This is a genomic window from Kitasatospora sp. NPDC006697, from assembly GCF_042869935.1.
Classification (GTDB): Bacteria; Actinomycetota; Actinomycetes; order Streptomycetales; family Streptomycetaceae; genus Kitasatospora.
Genome location: NZ_JBIAGU010000001.1, coordinates 275,134 through 291,346, shown reverse-complemented (window position 1 = coordinate 291,346; position 16,213 = coordinate 275,134). Strand labels below are relative to the sequence as shown.

At 75.8% G+C, this 16,213-nt stretch carries 17 protein-coding genes and 1 riboswitch; of the genes, 8 read left to right on the top strand and 9 right to left on the bottom strand.

Annotated features, from left to right (window positions below):
• Window positions 1–8: 8 nt before the first annotated feature.
• Window positions 9–81, bottom strand: a riboswitch (cobalamin riboswitch).
• A 234-nt stretch (window positions 82–315) separates the two neighbouring features.
• Window positions 316–816: a GNAT family N-acetyltransferase gene (locus ACFYNO_RS01240; RefSeq protein WP_388003214.1), complete on the bottom strand. Its 501-nt coding sequence runs from the start codon at window positions 814–816 to the stop codon at window positions 316–318.
• Between the two features lie 135 nt (window positions 817–951).
• Here ACFYNO_RS01240 and ACFYNO_RS01235 point away from each other — a divergent pair, with 135 nt between their 5' ends.
• The 4 genes from ACFYNO_RS01235 to ACFYNO_RS01220 all read left to right on the top strand — a co-directional run bounded on the left by ACFYNO_RS01235 (window position 952) and on the right by ACFYNO_RS01220 (window position 6,038).
• The gene (locus tag ACFYNO_RS01235; protein ID WP_388003211.1) at window positions 952–2,124 is read left to right on the top strand and encodes a cobalamin biosynthesis protein CobG; all 1,173 of its coding nucleotides are present in this window, start codon (window positions 952–954) and stop codon (window positions 2,122–2,124) included.
• Entirely contained in the window at window positions 2,121–2,747 is a 627-nt protein-coding gene (locus ACFYNO_RS01230; RefSeq protein ID WP_388003208.1) for a precorrin-8X methylmutase, read from the top strand. The genes ACFYNO_RS01235 and ACFYNO_RS01230 overlap by 4 nt, the downstream gene beginning before the upstream one ends.
• A complete protein-coding gene (locus ACFYNO_RS01225) occupies window positions 2,744–4,246 on the top strand; it encodes a precorrin-2 C(20)-methyltransferase (RefSeq protein WP_388003205.1) in 1,503 nt (500 codons plus the stop codon). Before ACFYNO_RS01230 ends, ACFYNO_RS01225 begins: the two co-directional genes overlap by 4 nt.
• Window positions 4,247–4,430: 184 nt before the next feature.
• Window positions 4,431–6,038 carry a helix-turn-helix domain-containing protein gene (locus ACFYNO_RS01220; RefSeq protein WP_388003202.1) on the top strand — a complete coding sequence of 536 codons (1,608 nt, stop codon included), beginning with the start codon at window positions 4,431–4,433 and terminating at the stop codon, window positions 6,036–6,038.
• Here ACFYNO_RS01220 and gcvH read toward each other — a convergent pair.
• The 3 genes from gcvH to ACFYNO_RS01205 all read right to left on the bottom strand — a co-directional run bounded on the left by gcvH (window position 6,014) and on the right by ACFYNO_RS01205 (window position 8,198).
• A complete protein-coding gene (gene gcvH / locus ACFYNO_RS01215; protein ID WP_388003199.1) occupies window positions 6,014–6,400 on the bottom strand; it encodes a glycine cleavage system protein GcvH in 387 nt (128 codons plus the stop codon). The genes ACFYNO_RS01220 and gcvH overlap by 25 nt on opposite strands.
• Window positions 6,401–6,476: 76 nt before the next feature.
• Window positions 6,477–7,427: an SDR family oxidoreductase gene (locus tag ACFYNO_RS01210; protein WP_388003196.1), complete on the bottom strand. Its 951-nt coding sequence runs from the start codon at window positions 7,425–7,427 to the stop codon at window positions 6,477–6,479.
• A gap of 39 nt (window positions 7,428–7,466) precedes the next feature.
• Window positions 7,467–8,198: a cobalt-precorrin-6A reductase gene (locus tag ACFYNO_RS01205; RefSeq protein ID WP_388003193.1), complete on the bottom strand. Its 732-nt coding sequence runs from the start codon at window positions 8,196–8,198 to the stop codon at window positions 7,467–7,469.
• Between the two features lie 29 nt (window positions 8,199–8,227).
• Between ACFYNO_RS01205 and ACFYNO_RS01200 the strand changes: the two genes are divergently transcribed.
• Complete coding sequence (locus ACFYNO_RS01200; protein WP_388003190.1) at window positions 8,228–9,343, top strand: cobalt-precorrin-5B (C(1))-methyltransferase; 1,116 nt, start codon at window positions 8,228–8,230, stop codon at window positions 9,341–9,343.
• Between the two features lie 8 nt (window positions 9,344–9,351).
• Here ACFYNO_RS01200 and cobM read toward each other — a convergent pair whose 3' ends face one another.
• Window positions 9,352–10,104: a precorrin-4 C(11)-methyltransferase gene (gene cobM / locus ACFYNO_RS01195; protein WP_388003187.1), complete on the bottom strand. Its 753-nt coding sequence runs from the start codon at window positions 10,102–10,104 to the stop codon at window positions 9,352–9,354.
• On the bottom strand, window positions 10,101–11,360 hold the full coding sequence (cbiE, locus tag ACFYNO_RS01190) for a precorrin-6y C5,15-methyltransferase (decarboxylating) subunit CbiE (protein ID WP_388003184.1): 1,260 nt from the start codon (window positions 11,358–11,360) through the stop codon (window positions 10,101–10,103). The genes cobM and cbiE overlap by 4 nt, the downstream gene beginning before the upstream one ends.
• Window positions 11,361–11,683: 323 nt before the next feature.
• Between cbiE and ACFYNO_RS01185 the strand changes: the two genes are divergently transcribed.
• Window positions 11,684–12,457, top strand: a complete 774-nt coding sequence (locus tag ACFYNO_RS01185; protein ID WP_388003181.1) for a class I SAM-dependent methyltransferase — start codon at window positions 11,684–11,686, stop codon at window positions 12,455–12,457.
• Here the strand turns inward: ACFYNO_RS01185 and ACFYNO_RS01180 are convergent.
• Both ACFYNO_RS01180 and ACFYNO_RS01175 read right to left on the bottom strand, forming a co-directional pair.
• Complete coding sequence (locus tag ACFYNO_RS01180; protein WP_388003178.1) at window positions 12,432–13,076, bottom strand: chloramphenicol phosphotransferase CPT family protein; 645 nt, start codon at window positions 13,074–13,076, stop codon at window positions 12,432–12,434. The two genes, ACFYNO_RS01185 and ACFYNO_RS01180, sit on opposite strands and share 26 nt — an antisense overlap.
• A gap of 84 nt (window positions 13,077–13,160) precedes the next feature.
• Window positions 13,161–13,772: a GDSL-type esterase/lipase family protein gene (locus ACFYNO_RS01175; protein WP_388003175.1), complete on the bottom strand. Its 612-nt coding sequence runs from the start codon at window positions 13,770–13,772 to the stop codon at window positions 13,161–13,163.
• Window positions 13,773–14,044: 272 nt separating this feature from the next.
• On the opposite strand from ACFYNO_RS01175, the gene ACFYNO_RS01170 reads away from it, so the two are divergent.
• Window positions 14,045–14,644, top strand: coding sequence for a choice-of-anchor C family protein (locus ACFYNO_RS01170; RefSeq protein ID WP_388003172.1), 600 nt, complete (start codon window positions 14,045–14,047; stop codon window positions 14,642–14,644).
• A gap of 42 nt (window positions 14,645–14,686) precedes the next feature.
• Here the strand turns inward: ACFYNO_RS01170 and ACFYNO_RS01165 are convergent, their stop codons facing one another.
• Window positions 14,687–15,487: a DUF6597 domain-containing transcriptional factor gene (locus tag ACFYNO_RS01165; protein ID WP_388003169.1), complete on the bottom strand. Its 801-nt coding sequence runs from the start codon at window positions 15,485–15,487 to the stop codon at window positions 14,687–14,689.
• Window positions 15,488–15,599: 112 nt separating this feature from the next.
• Here ACFYNO_RS01165 and ACFYNO_RS01160 point away from each other — a divergent pair, with 112 nt between their 5' ends.
• A complete protein-coding gene (locus ACFYNO_RS01160) occupies window positions 15,600–16,190 on the top strand; it encodes a TIGR03086 family metal-binding protein (RefSeq protein WP_388003166.1) in 591 nt (196 codons plus the stop codon).
• Window positions 16,191–16,213: the final 23 nt, after the last annotated feature.

The following is a 16,213-nucleotide window of genomic DNA, read 5'->3' as shown; positions in this document are numbered from 1 at the left end:
ACGGCGTGGAGTTCCTGGCTCCCACGGCGCTGAACCGTGGTCACAGTGGCGGGACCGCACCGGTGTCGCACCGGTTTCCTCCCTGTCGCCGTCATGACTGCGGGCAGACCGAGGCCTGCCCGCGGGCCATCCTAGACGCGCGCGCAGGCGCTGGACAGGCGGTGTGATGACGGTGACTCGGGAAGGCCGCCATCGGACCCCCGGCGGCCCGGGACGGCTTCCTGGAGCGGGTGCCGAAAGGAGATCCTGGACATGAGACGATCTTGATACGGGCGTGCGTGGAGAGCTGACTGAGCAGCGGCCCACTGTGGCCACTCACACGGCGCGCTCCATGCACACCAGTTGATCCCGCTCGTCCCATGACTCGGTGACGGTGAAGCCGAGTCGCTCGTACAGGGCGATGGCGCCTGCCCGCCACTGCCACACCGAGAGCCGTACCGTGTCGGCGCCGCCGTCCGCGGCATGCGCGAGCGCGGCGCTGACCAGGCCGGACGCGATGCCCTGGCCCCGGAAGGCCGGAGCTGTCCAGAGCCTTTTGACCTCGCACCGTCCGCCCACGGGAGCGGTCACCGCCAGGCAGCCGACGGCGGTGTCCCCGCTCAGCGCCACCAGCAGGACATCGTCGGCGAACGCGGCTCGCGGGTCCAGGACCTCTGCCCGGTAGCGGTCCGGCAAGCGGTCCGCATCAGCGACGGCCTCGCCCTTCTCGGCCTGCGTCTGCAGATGGTAGGCCGCCAGCAGCTCGGCCAGCCCGTGCGGAACGGAAGGGCTCCGACCTTGCCAGCGGGCGATGACAACCTCACCTTGATCAGTCACTCCGCCAGCATCACATGCCCTCTGTCAGGACCCCAATGAGCACCCTTGACGCATCGCGGGGAGGGGCTGGTGGAGACGTGGATCACGTCCGGTGCCGGGCATGTGCACGGTTGGTTCATGGGTATGCTCGCGGCCATGCCACCCTCTCCCGACGCCATCGAGCCTGCCCGCGCGCGGGGGCGCGATGACGCCTGTCCCGGGGCGCTGCGGCTGCATCAGGCCGATGACGGGGCGTTGGCGCGGGTGCGGGTGCCCGGTGGGGTGCTGGCTGCGGATCAGGTGCGAGAGCTGGTCGCGGCGGCGGTCGAGCTGGGTGACGGGGCGTTGGAGGCCACCTCGCGGGGGAACATCCAGCTGCGCGGGCTGGCCGCCGACGCGGGAGTCGGGCTGGCCGACCTTCTGCGTGCGGCCGGGCTGCTGCCCTCGCTCGCGCACGACCGGGTGCGGAACATCGTCGCCAGTCCGCTGGGCGGCCCCGAGGTGCGGGTGCTGCTGCGGGAGCTGGACGAGGCGCTGTGTGCGAGCGAGACCGCGCGCGGGCTGTCCGGGCGGTTCCTGTTCGCGGTGGACGGCGGGCGCGGAGATGTCGCGGCGTTGGACGCGGATCTGACGGCGATCGTCGGTGAGGGACGAGCCCTGCTGCGGATTGGGCGGGGAGACGCTGCGGCGGAAGTCGGCTTGGCCGACGCTGCGGACCTGATGCTGCGGGTGGCCGAGGAGTTCCTGGCGCTCGGCACGGGTGCTTGGCGGATCCGGGAGGCCGACCCCGACGGGAAGCTGCTCGCGGGCCGCCTCGGTCTGACGCTCCGTCCGCTGCCGCCGCTGCCCGGCGGGCGGCCGGTCGTCGGGGCGGGCGAAGCAGCGCTGGTGGTCGGCCTGCCGTTCGGCCGGGGCACCGCCGCGCAGTGGCTCGCGCTCGCGGACGCTTCCAGCGAACTCCGCGTCACGCCTTGGCGCACCGTCGTGCTGCCCGACGCCGACCCCGCCGCGCTGCCCGGCCTCGCCGCGCTCGGCCTGCGCACCGCGCCCGGCTCGCCCTGGGAGGGCGCCACCGCCTGCACCGGCGCGCCCGGCTGCGCGAAGTCGCTCGCCGACGTGCGCACGGATGCGGCCGCCGCGCTGGACGGGGCGACGGGCAGCGGTCTCCCCGTCCACTGGTCCGGCTGCGAGCGCCGCTGCGGCCACCCGGCCGGCGAGTGGGTGGACGTGCTGGCCACCGGCCCCGCCCGCTACACGATCAACAGCACCACCGAAGTGACGACCGAACAGATGGCGGCGGCCGTCGCCGCCGCCAGGAGGACCACGTGATCGAGTACGAGAAGGACGGTGCGGCGATCTACCGCGAGTCCTTTGCCACCATCCGCGCCGAGTCCGACCTCGCCGGCCTGCCGGCCGACGTCGCCCAGGTCGCGGTGCGGATGATCCACGCCTGCGGGATGACCGACCTGGTCGCCGACCTGCTCTGGACCCCCAACGTGGTCGCCGACGCCCGGGCCGCGCTGCGCGCGGGCGCACCGATCCTGTGCGATGTGTCGATGGTCGCCAGCGGCGTCACCCGCAAGCGGCTGCCCGCCGACAACGAGGTGGTCTGCACCCTCTCCGACCCCCGGGTCCCGGGCCTGGCCGCCGAGCTCGGCACCACCCGCAGCGCCGCCGCCATGGAGCTGTGGCACGACAAGCTGGCCGGCTCCGTGGTGGCCGTCGGCAACGCGCCGACCTCGCTCTTCCGGCTGCTGGAGATGATCGAGGCCGGCGCTCCCCGCCCGGCCGCGGTGATCGGCGTGCCGGTGGGCTTCGTCGGCGCCGCCGAGTCCAAGCAGGCGCTGGCCGAGCACCCGTCCGGCCTGGAGCACCTCGTGGTCCGCGGCCGCCGCGGCGGCAGCGCGATCGCCGCCGCCGCCCTGAACGCGATCGCGAGTGAGATCGAATGACCACCGAGAACGCACCCGGCACCCTCTACGGCGTCGGCCTCGGCCCCGGCGACCCCGAACTGCTCACCCTGCGCGCCGCCCGGGCGATCGCCGAGGCGGACGTGATCGCCTACCACAGCGCCCGGCACGGCCGGTCGATCGCCCGCTCGATCGCCGCCCCGCACCTGACCGGCGAGCAGCTCGAGGAGAAGCTGGTCTACCCGATCACCGTGGAGACCACCGACCACCCCGGCGGCTACCGGGGCGCGCTGGAGGAGTTCTACGAGGAGGCCGCGGCTCGCCTGGCCGCCCACCTGGACGCCGGCCGCAGCGTGGCCGTGCTGGCCGAGGGCGACCCGTTCTTCTACGGCTCCTACCAGCACATGCACAAGCGCCTGGCGCACCGCTACCCGACCGAGGTGATCCCCGGCGTCACCTCGGTCAGCGCCTCCGCCGCCCGCCTCGGCACCCCGCTCTGCGAGGACCAGGAGGTGCTGACGATCATTCCGGGCACGCTGCCCGAGGAGGAGCTGACGGCCCGGCTGGCCGCCACCGACTCCGCCGTGGTGATGAAGCTCGGCCGCACCTTCCCGACCGTGCGCCGGGCCCTGGAGCGGGCCGGCCGGCTGGACGAGGCGCGCTACGTCGAGCGGGCCACCATGCCGGGGGAGCGGACCGGGGCGCTGGCGGAGGTGGACCCGGAGTCGGTGCCGTACTTCTCCGTCGCGGTGCTGCCCAGCCGGATCAACCACCCGAAGCCGGTGCCCGAGCGCGGCGAGGTGGTGGTGGTCGGCACCGGCCCGGCCGGGCCGCTCTGGCTGACCGCCGAGGCCCGCGGGGTGCTGGCCGCGGCCACCGACCTGGTCGGCTACACCACCTACCTGGACCGGGTGCCGGTGCGGGCCGGGCAGCTTCGGCACGGCTCGGACAACAAGGTGGAGTCCGAGCGGGCCGAGTTCGCCCTGGAGCTGGCCCGGCGCGGCCGGCGGGTCGCGGTGGTCTCCTCCGGCGACCCGGGCGTCTTCGCGATGGCCACCGCCGTGCTGGAGGTGGCCTGCCAGGAGGAGTACCGCGAGGTGCCGGTGCGGATCGTGCCGGGCATGACCGCCGCGCACGCCGCCGCCTCCCGGGCCGGTGCGCCGCTGGGGCACGACTACGCCGTGGTCTCGCTCTCCGACCGGCTCAAGCCCTGGTCCGTGGTGGCCGAGCGGCTGCGCGCGGCGGCGGGCGCGGACCTGGTGCTGGCGCTCTACAACCCCGGGTCGAAGTCCCGCACCACCCAGGTCGGCCTGGCCCGCGACCTGCTGCTGGAGCACCGGGCGCCGGACACCCCCGTGGTGCTGGCCCGTGACGTCGGCGGCCCGACCGAGCGGGTGCGCACGGTGCGGCTGGCGGAGCTGGACCCGGCCGAGGTGGACATGCGGACGATCCTGCTGATCGGCTCCTCGCAGACCCAGGCCGTCCGGCGCGGCGGTCTCGGCGAGGTGGTCTGGACGCCGCGCCGCTACCCGGAGGCGTAGCCGGAGGGCGCACGGCGGGCGTCCGGCTGCCCTCCCCTGCACGGCAGCCGGACCGCTCCGCGGCGATGCCCCGACCGTACGCGGAGCCGGTCACCTGCGGATACCTGATGCGTGCACCCCGGCGGCCGGGCCTATCCTCACCTCTGCACACCCGTCAAGGACCGCGGAGCGTGAAGGAGAAGCGATGGCGTCCGCCGAGTACCCGCAGCCCGGCCCGCTGTCCAGCCCGCAGCTCGACTCGCAGCCGGCCGGTGAACTCGCCCGGCACGGCCGCCGGCTGGACTCGCTGCTGGACCAGCTGCGGCGGCAGGGCGAGCGGGCCGACGGCCCGGCCCGGGTGGTCTCCTGGCTGGCCGCGCAGCTCACCGCCGATCTGGCGCTGACCGTCGCACCCGTCCCGGGCACCCGCGCGGGCGGCGCGGAGCCGGCCGCCGGCCCCGAGGCCTGGGCCCCCGCCGGCGCCGACCAGCGGCTGGCCGGCGCGGCACCCGCCGTGGCCCGGCTGCTCGGCGGCGACCCGGCGGGCGCGGAGGACGCCGAGCTGCGGCTCGTCCCGCTCGGCGGCCGGCCGCCCCGGGCCGTGCTGGCGCTGCGCCGCGCCGAGCCGCTGACCGCGCTGGAGGTGCGGCTGATCGAGCACACCGGGACGGTGCTGCTGGGGCTGCTGGCCGCCCGTGAGTCCGCCGCCGACCGGGCCACCCTGCACGAGGTCTCCGCCTCGCTCCGGGTGGCCGCCTTCCAGCTGCTGATGGGCGGCCAGATCACGCTGGCCCGGCGCACCGCCGCGCCGCTGGTGCCCGGGGTGCTGGTGCACGACACCGCCCGGGTCTTCCTGGTGGACTGCGCCCGCACCGACCGGGACGCCACCGCCGCGCTGCTCGCCGAGGCCGTCCCCGGCCGGGCGCTGATCGTCCGCTGCCCGGCCAACGACCACCACCTGATCGTGCTGGCCCCGATGGCCCCGGACACCGCGCTGGACCAGCAGGGCTGGTGCCCGACCGGCCTGCGGCTGCGCGAGGTGGTCGAGGCGCGGCCCGACCACCGGATCGGCGGCAGCAGCACGGTGGTGCTGGCGCACACCGCCGACGCCTACCAGGAGGCGTTCAACGCGCTCACCGTGGCCCGCGGCCTGCCGCAGCGGCACGCGCTCTACCAGTCCCGCACCCCGCTCGCCCAACTGCTCGGCGCGGACGGCCAGGAGTGGGCCGAGCAGTTGCTGCGGCCGCTGCTGGAACTGCCCCGGGACCAGCGCGACGAGGTGATCGAGACCACCCGGCTGGCGCTCGGGTTCAGCAACGGGCAGACCGGCCGGCTGCTCGGCGTCCACCGCAACACGGTGACCAGGCGGATCGAGCGGGTCGGCCGGCTGCTCTGCCTGGACTGGGGCTCGTTCGCCGACCGGGCACTGCTGGACCTGGCGCTGCAACTGCTCACCCGGGACACCCTCGGCGGGCCGCCCGGTGCGGTGCGGCTGGAGGCGATCCTCGGCTCCCCGGCGGCGCGGGCCTGGGCGCGCGCCTTCCTGGCCCCGCTGGAGGAGGACCGCCGCCGACTGCTCGGCACCCTGGCCGCCTGGGTGGCCGCGGGCGCCAACGCCCGCGACACCCGGGTCGGCCTCGGCCTGCACCACCAGACCGTGCTGGACCACCTGCGCACCGCCGAGCGGCTGCTGCAGCGGGAGTTGACGGCCGGCCGGACCGGGGCCTACGAGCTGGCCTGGGCGCTGTGGATCAGCGCCGCGGTCGAACTCCCGCCGGAGCCGGGGTGTCAGGCACCTTCCTCGGCGAGGTAGGCCTCGTACTGGGCGGCGCTGAGCAGCCCGTCCAGCTCCTTGGCGTCCTTGATCTCGATCTCGGCCACCCAGGCATCGTGCGCGTCCGAGTTGATCAGCTCGGGCTCGTCGCCGAGCTCCTCGTTGACGGCCGTCACCTTGCCGGTGACCGGGGCGTAGATCTCGGAGGCGGCCTTGACCGACTCCACGGTGCCGAGCATCTGGCCGGCCGCCATGCTTTCGCCGACCTTGGGCAGCTCCACGAAGACCACGTCGCCGAGCTGCTTCTGCGCGTAGTCGGTGAGACCGACCCGGGCGGTCCCCCCCCTCAGCAGCACCCACTCGTGCTCGCGGGTGTACTTGAACTCGGTCGGGTACGGCACGGGAACTCCCACGGGGTCGCGAACTGATGTGCCGTCAGCTTTCTACAGATCGACTCCCGGTGGTGGGTCCGTCACACTAACGAGTGAACGCCACCCCGGTCAGCCGCTCCGAGGCCTCCCACAGCCCCTCGGCCTTCGCCCGGTCCGTGGCGTGGGAGGGCACCCGGGCGGCGGCCGGCAGGCCGGTGAGGCCGAACGGCCCACCGGGCCCGTAGTACGCCCCGCCCGCCACCCGCACGCCGGTGGCCGCGACCAAGCTGGGCAGCGCGCCCCGGGCCGCGTCCTGGGTGACCACCGGCACGCTCATCGCCAGTGCCGGGAAGTTCGGCAGGCCGGACCGGCGGCCGATCAGCGGACCGGAGGTGGCCAGGTTGGTCCGGGTCGCGCCGGGGTGGGCGGCGATGCTGCGCAGCGGCCAGCCCTGCCGGAAGGCCAGCCGGTGCAGCTCCAGGGCGAACACCAGGTTGGCCAGCTTGGACTGCCCATAGGCCTGCCATCCGTTGTACCGGCGCTCGGAGTTGAGGTCGTCCAGGTCGAGCCGGGCGAGCCAGGCCGAGACGCTGCTGACGCTCACCACCCGGGCCGCCCGGGCCTCCCGGAGCAGCGGCAGCAGCAGCCCGGTGAGCGCGAAGTGGCCCAGGTGGTTGGTGCCGAACTGCAGCTCGAAGCCGTCCTCGGTGGTGCGCCGCACCGGCACCGCCATCACCCCGGCGTTGTTCACCAGGATGTCCACCGCAGTGCCGCGCTCCAGCAGCCCCGCCGCGAACCCGCGCACCGAGGCGAGCGAGGCCAGGTCCAGCCGGGCCACCGAAACCGGCCCGGCACCAGGGGCGTTGGAGCGGATCCGGGCGGCCGCCGACTCGCCGCGCGCGGTGTCCCGGACCGCCAGCACCACCTCGGCGCCGGCCAGCGCCAGCCGCCGGGCGGTGTGGTAGCCGATCCCGCTGGTGGCCCCCGTCACCACGGCCAGCCGACCGCTCTGGTCGGGCACCGCGATGTCCCGCTCCCGCCCGGCGATCCACGTCATCTCGGCTCCCTCGCACGTCCGTCGGTCTGCGGGCCGACGCTACCCCAGGGCCGCCAGCGCCTCGGCCACCGATCCCACCACCCGGACACCGGCGGGCGGTTCGGGGCGGCGCAACACCACCACCGGCAGGCCCAGCTCGCGGGCCACGGCCAGCTTGGGCGCGGTGGCCGCACCGCCGCTGTCCTTGGTGACCAGCAGGTCGATCCGGTGCTCCCGGAAGACCGCCCGCTCGCCCTCCAGGCTGAACGGGCCGCGGGCCAGCAGCACCGTCAGCTCCGGCGGCAGCGGCGGGTCGGGACGCTCCACCGAGCGCGCCACCAGGTGCACCCCGCGCACCCCGGCGAACTCGCCCAGCCCCAGCCGTCCGGTGGTCAGCAGCGCCCGCCGCCCCAGCCGCGGCAGCAGCCCGGCGGCCTCGGCCAGCGAGCCGACCGGGTGCCAGTCGTCACCCGGGACCGGGACCCAGCTGGGCCGGCGCAGCGCGAGCAGGGGAGTATGGACCGCGGCGGCCGCCTCGGCCGCATTGCGGCTGATCACCTGGGCGAAGGGATGCGTGGCGTCGATGAGGGTGTCCACCCGGTGCTCGCGCAGCCAGGCGGCCAGGCCCGGCACGCCGCCGAACCCGCCCACCCGCACCTCGCCGGCCGGCAGCCGGGGCTCGGCCACCCGGCCGGCCAGCGAACTGGTCACCCGCAGCCCGGGCAGCTCCACCAGCGCCGCGGCCAGCTGCCGGGCCTCGGTGGTGCCGCCCAGGACCAGGACGTGCTTCACGATGATCTGCTCCCCGTTGGAGGACTCGGATGGCTGACGGCGGCCGCAGCGGACAGCTGCGCAGCAGCGGCCTGCGGTCCGGCTGGACCACCGGCGCCTGCGCGACGGCGGCCACCAAGGCCGCCTACACCGCGCTGCTCACCGGCGAGTTCCCGGATCCGGTGGTGATCACCCTGCCCAAGGGCCAGCAGCCGGCCTTCGCGCTGGCGGGCGAACTGCTGGCCGACGGGCGGGCGATGGCCGCGGTGGTCAAGGACGCCGGCGACGACCCGGACGTGACGCACGGCGCGGTGGTGCGCGCCACCGTCCGCCCCGGCGCCCCGGGCAGCGGCGTGGCGTTCCGGGCCGGCGAGGGCGTCGGCACCGTCACCAAGCCGGGCCTGCCGCTGGCGGTGGGCGAGCCGGCCATCAACCCGGTGCCGCGCGAGCTGATGCGCGGGGTGGTCGCCGAGGTGGCGGCCGCGCACGGCGGCAGCGGCGACGTGGAGATCGAGATCGCCATCGACCACGGCGCCGAACTGGCCCGCTCCACCTGGAACCCGCGGCTGGGCATCCTCGGCGGGCTCTCGGTGCTGGGCACCACCGGCGTCGTGGTGCCGTACTCCTGCTCGGCCTGGATCGAGTCGATCCGGCGCGGGGTGGACGTGGCCCGGGCCGCCGGGCACACCCACGTGGCCGGCTGCACCGGCTCCACCTCGGAGCGGGTGGCGATCGCCGAGTACGCGCTGCCGGAGGACGCGCTGCTCGACATGGGCGACTTCGCCGGCGCCGTGCTCAAGTACCTGCGGCGGCACCCGGTGGACCGGCTCACCATCGCCGGCGGCTTCGCCAAGCTCTCCAAGCTGGCCGCCGGCCACCTGGACCTGCACTCGGCCCGCTCCCAGGTGGACAAGGGCTACCTGGCCGGGCTGGCCCGGTCGGCGGGGGCCGGCGAGCCGCTGGCCGCGGCGGTGGCCGAGGCCAACACCGGGCTGCAGGCCGTGCAGCTCTGCCGGGCCGCCGGGGTGCCGCTCGGCGACGCGGTCGCCGAGGCAGCCCGGGCCACCGCGCTGGACGTGCTGCGCGAGGCGCCGGTGGCGGTCGACGTGATCTGCATCGACCGCGCGGGCACCATCGTCGGCCGCTGCGCGCCCGCCTCGCGCTAGCACCGGCGTCAGAGCTGCTCGCTGCGGTCGCGGTCGCAGGAGTAGAGGTGGCTGTCCCGGAACTGCTCGGCGGCCAGGGTGCGGCCGACCATGATCACGGCGGTGCGCAGCACGCCCGCCGCCTTCACCTGGTCGGCGATGTCGGCGAGGGACCCGCGCAGCACCAGCTCGTCCGGGCGGCTGGCCAGCGCCACCACGGCGGCCGGGCAGTCCGGGCCGTAGTGCGGCAGCAGCTCGGCCACCACCCGGTCCACGTAGCGGGCGGCCAGGTGCAGCACCAGCAGGGCGCCGCTGCGGCCCAGGGTGGCCAGGTCCTCGCCGGGCGGCATCGGGGTGGCCTGCTGGGAGATCCGGGTGAGGATCACGGTCTGGCCCACCGTCGGCACGGTCAGCTCGCGCTTCAGTGCCGCCGCGGCCGCCGCGAAGGCGGGCACGCCCGGGACCACCTGGTAGTCCACCCCGGCCGCGTCCAGCCGGCGCATCTGCTCGGCCACCGCGCTGAACACCGACGGGTCGCCGGAGTGCAGCCGGGCCACGTCCTGCCCGGCGCGGTGCGCCGCGACCAGCTCGGCGGTGATCTGGTCCAGGTTCAGCCTGGCGGTGTCCACCAGCCGGGCGTCCGGCGGGCACTCGGCCAGCAGCTCGGCCGGCACCAGGCTGCCCGCGTAGAGGCAGACCCCGCAGCGGGCCAGCAGCCGGGCCCCGCGCACGGTGATCAGGTCGGCGGCGCCGGGGCCGGCGCCGATGAAGTAGACGGTCACTGCTCGACTCCACTGTCACTGGGAGGGGTGCTCTGCTTGCGGACGGACCACTGGGTGACCGGCATCGCCTGCCGCCACCCGGTGAACCCGCCCACCGGGACGGCGTGCGCCACCGCGAGCCGGACCAGCTCGCCGCCGTGCCGGCGGTACCACTCGGCGAGCAGCGCCTCCGACTCCAGCGTCACGGTGTTGGCCACCAGCCGGCCGCCCGGCGGCAGCGCGGCCCAGCAGGCAGCCAGCAGGCCGGGGGCGGTCAGGCCGCCGCCGACGAAGACCGCGTCGGGCGCGGGCAGTCCGGCCAGCGCGCCGGGCGCGCCGCCGGTGACCACCCGCAGCCGCGGCACGCCGAGCGCCCGGGCGTTGCGGGCGATCCGCTCGGCCCGCAGCGGGCTCTTCTCGATGCTGACGGCCCGGCAGGACGGGTCGGCGCGCAGCCACTCGATGCCGATGCTGCCCGAGCCGCCGCCCACGTCCCAGAGCAGCTCGCCGGGCGCCGGGGCGAGCGCGGCCAGGGTCGCCGCCCGGATGTGACGCTTCGTCAGCTGCCCGTCGCTCTCGAAGAGTTCGTCCGGCAGGCCGGGCACCAGCGAGCCGCGCGGGGTGCCGGCGGCGGCCCGCAGCTCGACGGCCAGCAGGTTCAGCGGGTCGCCCGCCGGGTGCGCCCAGCCGTCGGCGGTGCCGGCCAGCTCGCGCTCGCCCGGCCCGCCCAGCTGCTCCAGCACCCGAAGCCGGCTGGGCCCGAAGCCGCGCCCGGTGAGCAGGGCGGCGACCAGCGCGGGGGTGTCCGCGCCGGCGCTCAGCACCAGCAGCCGGCGCCCGTCGTGCAGCTCGGCGGCCAGCGCGTCCGGGTCGCGGCCGACCAGGCTGACCACCGGGGTCAGCTCCACCGGCCAGCCGAGCCGGGCGCAGGCGTAGGAGACGGCGGAGGGGTGCGGCAGCACCCGCAGCCGGTCGGCGCCCAGCTCCTCGGCCAGGGTCCGGCCGATGCCGAAGAACATCGGGTCACCGCTGGCCAGCACCGCCACCCGGCGGCCCGCCAGTCCGGCGAAGAGCCCCGGCACGGCGGGGCGCAGCGGCGAGGGCCAGGCGATCCGCTCGGCGGTCACCCCGGCCGGCAGCAGGCCGAGCTGCCGGCCGCCGCCGAGCACCGCCTCGGCCGCCAGCAGCGCCTCGCGCCCGGCCGGCCCGAGGCCGTCCCAGCCGTCCGCGCCGATCCCGACCACGGTCACCGCAGGCGGCGGTGCGGGACTGCTCAACGGGGACTCCTCGCAGGTCAGGGCGGTTCGGCAGGAAACCCCGGCAGCCTATCGCCCGGCCGGGCGGGCGCGGTGGGCCGCCCGCAGTTGCCCCGGTCACAGTGCGCGGGAACCGCGCACCGGACGGAGGGGAAAATTTCCGCGCACCCGGTCGCGGCGGGTGCCGGCGGCGACGCCCGACGGCCCCCTCCCGGCCCGCGGTGGGGGTGCGAACGAGCGGCGCGGGCGCGGGTGGTGGGACGGGTGCCAACCGCCCGCGCGGGCCGCCGAGCGCCCCCGTTCCAGCCCCCGGAAGGCCCGCTGACCAGCGCTAGGCTCGCCATGTGACCATCCCGAGAGAACGCCTGATCAACCATCAACTTCCGTCCGACCAGCGCTGGATCCGTGAGTTCGGGGACGTGCTGAAGCTGCTCGACGGGTTCTTCCCGCGGCAGAACGCCGAGCCGCGCGGCGAGACCGCCGCCGACTGGTGGGACCGGTTCTACGCCGACCGGGCCCGCCCGGTGCCGTTCTTCGTCGACAAGCCGGACGAGAACCTGGCCGACCTGCTGGAGCGGCTGCACCCCGCGCTGCCCTCCCGGGTGCTCGACCTCGGCTGCGGGCCCGGCCGCAACTCCCGCCACCTGGCCGAGCTCGGCGCCGAGGTGGACGCGGTCGACCTCTCGCCCGCCGCGCTGGCCTGGGCCGCCGAGCGCTGCGCCGGCCTGGCCCGGCCGCCGCGCTTCCACCAGGGCGACATCTTCGCCGTGGAGCTGCCGCACGAGCAGTACGACCTGGTCTACGACTCCGGCTGCCTGCACCACCTGGCGCCGCACCGCCGGATCTCCTACCTGGAGCTGCTGCGCCGCCGGCTGGCCCCGGGCGGGCACTACGCGCTGACCTGCTTCGCCACCGGGCGGATGGGCTCCGAGCTGGCCGACGAGGAGCACTACCGGCAGCGCTCGCTCGGCGGCGGGCTGGCGCACTCGCCCGCCGCACTGCGCTGGATCTTCGCCGAGTTGGAGGAGCTGGAGATCCGCCCGATGCGCGAGCAGGGGCCGGAGTCGGCGCTGTTCGGGGTGGACTTCCTGCTCACGGGGCTGTTCCGGCGGCCGTGACGGGGGCCGTGACGGGCCTTCGTGCCGGGCCCCGCGCCGGTACCGGCAGGGTCCCGGGGGCGTCGATCATCCGCTGCAGCCGCAACCGGCTGAAGGCGGTGGGCAGCGGGCGGTGCGGCAGGAAGGCCTTGATCCGCTCGGCGCACTCGCGCGGGCCCGCGCTGCCGGTGTCGACCTCCAGGTCGTAGTCGCCGTGCGCGTGCACCACCGGGAACTGCTGGGCGGCGGCGCCCGGCTGGCGGTCGCCGCGGGCCCGCTCGCGGCGGTTCAGCTCGTGCAGCGGGCAGTGCACGCCGACGAAGAGCACCTGCTCGGCGGGCAGCACCTCCAGGCAGTCGGTCAGCCGCCAGGGCTCGCTGAGCACGTGGTCCACCACCACGTCGTTGCCCGCCGAGGCCATCGCGGCGATCGAGCGGTGGAAGCCCATCCGGGTCCGCCGCAGCGCGCCGGTCAGCTGTTCCTCGCTGAGCGGGCGCCTGGTGCGCATCGCGTTGAAGGCGTCCACGGCGAGCAGCGAGAAGACGCCGTCGTCCAGGATGCGGAGGAGCTCCGTGGCGATGCTCGACTTCCCGGAGCTGGAGGTGCCGTTGAGGAAGATGATCCGCCCGGATGCTGTCATGCCGTCATGATCGCACCCGGGACGGACGGGGCGGCACCCCGGCAGCCGGGCCGCTGACCAGTCGTCATCCGCTGTTCCCGGACGTCACCGGCCGTTCGCCAGCCAGTCCCCGAAGCCCGCCGCGAGGACCAGCTCGGCCAGCCGCCGGTAGCCGCCCGCGCCCGGGTGGGCGCCGTCGCCGGCCGCGGCCTCGGCCGTCCAGACCGGGTCCTCGGCCAGGGCCCGGGTGACGTCGGCGAACGGCACGCCGCGCTCGGCGCAGAGCGCCCGCTGGTCCGGGACCAGCGTCAGCAGCCGGGCCAGGTGCTCCGGACCGCCGCAGACCACCGGCGGCGGGCCGACCACCATGGCGGCCAGGCCGATGGTGTGCGCGCCGTCCAGGACGGCGGCCAGGTTGGCCAGGGTGTCGGCGTGCCCGACCCGGGGGCCGGAGCCGTCCTCCTGCGGCATCGCGTCGTTGCTGCCGACCGAGACCACCAGCCGGTTGTCCGCCCCGGGGTGCAGCCGGGCGCCGACCTCCTCCGCCCAGCGGCGCAGCACGTTGGCCGACGTGTCCCGGCGCACCCCGAGGTTGAACGCCGTCACCGGGACGCCGAGCACCGGCAGGGCCCGCCCGGGCCAGCCGCGGTACTCGGGGTCGCCGAGGCCCTGGACGAAGGAGTCGCCGATGAAGCAGATGCGCAGATCGTCGGTCATCCGGCCATCCTAGGGACCGTCAACCGGCGCGTCTGCCGGGGCGTGTATCGCCGCAAACGCTCCCCGGTTCCACCACCCGGGCCCCGCACGGCCCGCGGGGCTGATGGGCCGTCAGTGACGGGCTTTCCGGCGGTGCACGGGCGCGACGGGAGAGGCGCGCGCCGTGGCCGCACCACCGCGCCCGTCTTGGGCTGTCGCAGGTGGGGGCGGACGCTCTGTGTGCGGCTGATCCACCATCAGCCGTCACACCGCACGTACTCCGGGGAGGACCCATGCAGTTCCCGCGCACCGCCACCGCGCTCGCCGCCACCGCCCTGCTGCTCGGCGCCGCGACCGCCTTGGCCGCGCCCTCCGGTGCCGCCAACCGGGCGGCCACCGGGTTCGACGACGGCAGCTTCGAGTACCAGAAGGCTCCCGCCAACGCCTTCACCGAGCTGGCCGCCGGGCAGAACATCGGCCCCTGGCAGGTCACCGGCGGCTCGGTCGACCTGATCGGCGCCGGCTTCTGGCAGGCCGCCGAGGGCAACCAGTCCGTGGACCTCAACGGCAACGCGGCCGGCAGCATCGCGCAGACCTTCGCCACCGTGCCCGGCACCACCTACTCCGTCACCTACGCGCTGGCCGGCAACCCGCAGCTCGGCCCGGCGCTGAAGACCGGCCGGGCCTCGATCGACGGCCAGGACTTCCAGGACTTCAGCTTCGACACCACCGGCAAGACCACCGCCGCCATGGGCTACGTCGGGCGGCAGTTCACCTTCGTCGCCGTCGACGACACCACCACGCTCTCCTTCGCGAGCACCAACGCGGGCGCGGCCGGGCCGGTGGTGGACAACGTCAAGGTGCAGGCCTGCAAGAGCTGTCCCAGCTGCTGACGGGTCCCGGCCCAACAGCACGGGAAGTCGGGCGGGTCGACGCTACGGTGTCGGCCCGCCCGCCGCCGCGTAGCGGGCCGGGGAGGTGCCGACCGCCGTGGTGAAGTCCCGGGTGAAGTGCGCCTGGTCCGCGTAGCCGAGCTCCGCCGCCAGCGCCGCCCAGTCCACGTCGGTGCCCCGGTGCGCGCGCTCGGCCGCCTCGTGCAGCCGGGCCCGGCGCAGCACCCACTTCGGCCCGGCGCCGACGTACTCGGCGAAGAGCCGCTGCAGCCCGCGCACGCTCAGCCCGGAGAGCTCCGCCAGCTGGTCCACCCGGTGCAGGTCGGTGGTGCCGGTGATCCGCTCGACCAGTGCGGCGGCCTGCTCGGCGAGCGGGTCGGGGCCGGGGAGGCGGCTGAGCAGGAAGTCGTCCACTGCGGCTTTCGCGCCCGGGTCGTCGGCGAGCACCAGCTGGTTCAGCCGGTCCGCCTCCGGGCCCAGCAACTCGGCGGCGGGCACCGTGCGGTCGGCCAGCTCCGCCACCGGGCGGTCGGTGAACGGCCGGAACCACCCGGGGCGGAACTTGACCCCGAGCACCCGCCCGGCACCCTCCAGCCGCCGCACGAAGAGTGTCCGGTCCACGCCGTAGACCGTGGCCCGCGGGGCCTCGAACACCAGGTGCACATTGGGGTGGGCGAGCACCTTCTGCTCGTGCGCCGGCAGCCCGCGGCGGTCCCAGCGCACCTCCCAGTACAGCTCCACCACCTGCGCCAGCCCGGGCGCGGGCTGGTACGAGGCCAGCCGCAGGGCGGCGGCCGCGGGCTCGGGGTGCAGCACGCCGCGGCCCATGGAGGGAGAGGACATGCGGCCAGGGTAGAGGGGCGCGGTGACCGGCCGCCCCGGCGGAGCGGCGCACGCGTGGCGCCTCGTCGCGTTTCTTCAAGACCCGGCGCCGCCCGCCGCCCAGGATCGAGGCATGCATGGTCACGCACTCCACCCCCTGATGTCCGAGGCCGCCGCCGAGGCCGGCCGGCTGGCCGCCGAGGTCCGGCCCGAGCAGTTGGCCGGGCCGACGCCCTGTACCGAGTTCGACACCAAGGCCCTGGTCAACCACTGGGTCGCCTACACCTCGTACGGCCTGGAGCGGCGCGCGCTGCGCGAGCCGCTGCCCGAGGACCTGGCCACCCGCGACTACACCGCCGAGCCCGACTGGGCCGGCGCCTACCGGAAGCAGCTCGACCGCGCGGTCGCCGCCTGGGCCGACCCGGCGGCCTGGGAGGGCGAGATCGACCTCGGCGGCTCGCCGGTGGCGGCCGACGGCGTCGCCAAGCTGCTGATCGCCGAGACGGTGCTGCACGGCTGGGACCTCGCCCGGGCCACCGGCGGGCGGTTCGCGGTGAGCGAGGAGCTGGCCGCCCTGGTGCTCGCCGTGGTCGAGGAGAACGCCGAGCTCTACCGCCAGTACGGCGGCTTCGCCGAGGCGGTGCCGACCGCCGGCGAGGCCTCCGCGCTGGACCGGGCGCTCGCCGCCTCCGGCCGCGACCCGCAGTGGGCGCCCGCGGGCTGATCCGAGGCGGGGCTCACCCGGTC

Excerpts from the sequence above, each read along its gene's own strand:
- ACFYNO_RS01225 (WP_388003205.1), top strand. The coding sequence starts at position 2,744 with ATGACCACCGAGAACGCACCCGGCACCCTCTACGGCGTCGGCCTCGGC.
- ACFYNO_RS01200 (WP_388003190.1), top strand. The coding sequence starts at position 8,228 with ATGGCTGACGGCGGCCGCAGCGGACAGCTGCGCAGCAGCGGCCTGCGG.
- ACFYNO_RS01170 (WP_388003172.1), top strand. The coding sequence starts at position 14,045 with ATGCAGTTCCCGCGCACCGCCACCGCGCTCGCCGCCACCGCCCTGCTG.
- ACFYNO_RS01220 (WP_388003202.1), top strand. The coding sequence starts at position 4,431 with ATGGCGTCCGCCGAGTACCCGCAGCCCGGCCCGCTGTCCAGCCCGCAG.
- ACFYNO_RS01235 (WP_388003211.1), top strand. The coding sequence starts at position 952 with ATGCCACCCTCTCCCGACGCCATCGAGCCTGCCCGCGCGCGGGGGCGC.
- ACFYNO_RS01175 (WP_388003175.1), bottom strand. The coding sequence starts at position 13,772 with ATGACCGACGATCTGCGCATCTGCTTCATCGGCGACTCCTTCGTCCAG.
- ACFYNO_RS01165 (WP_388003169.1), bottom strand. The coding sequence starts at position 15,487 with ATGTCCTCTCCCTCCATGGGCCGCGGCGTGCTGCACCCCGAGCCCGCG.
- ACFYNO_RS01160 (WP_388003166.1), top strand. The coding sequence starts at position 15,600 with ATGCATGGTCACGCACTCCACCCCCTGATGTCCGAGGCCGCCGCCGAG.
- ACFYNO_RS01210 (WP_388003196.1), bottom strand. The coding sequence starts at position 7,427 with ATGACGTGGATCGCCGGGCGGGAGCGGGACATCGCGGTGCCCGACCAG.
- ACFYNO_RS01180 (WP_388003178.1), bottom strand. The coding sequence starts at position 13,076 with ATGACAGCATCCGGGCGGATCATCTTCCTCAACGGCACCTCCAGCTCC.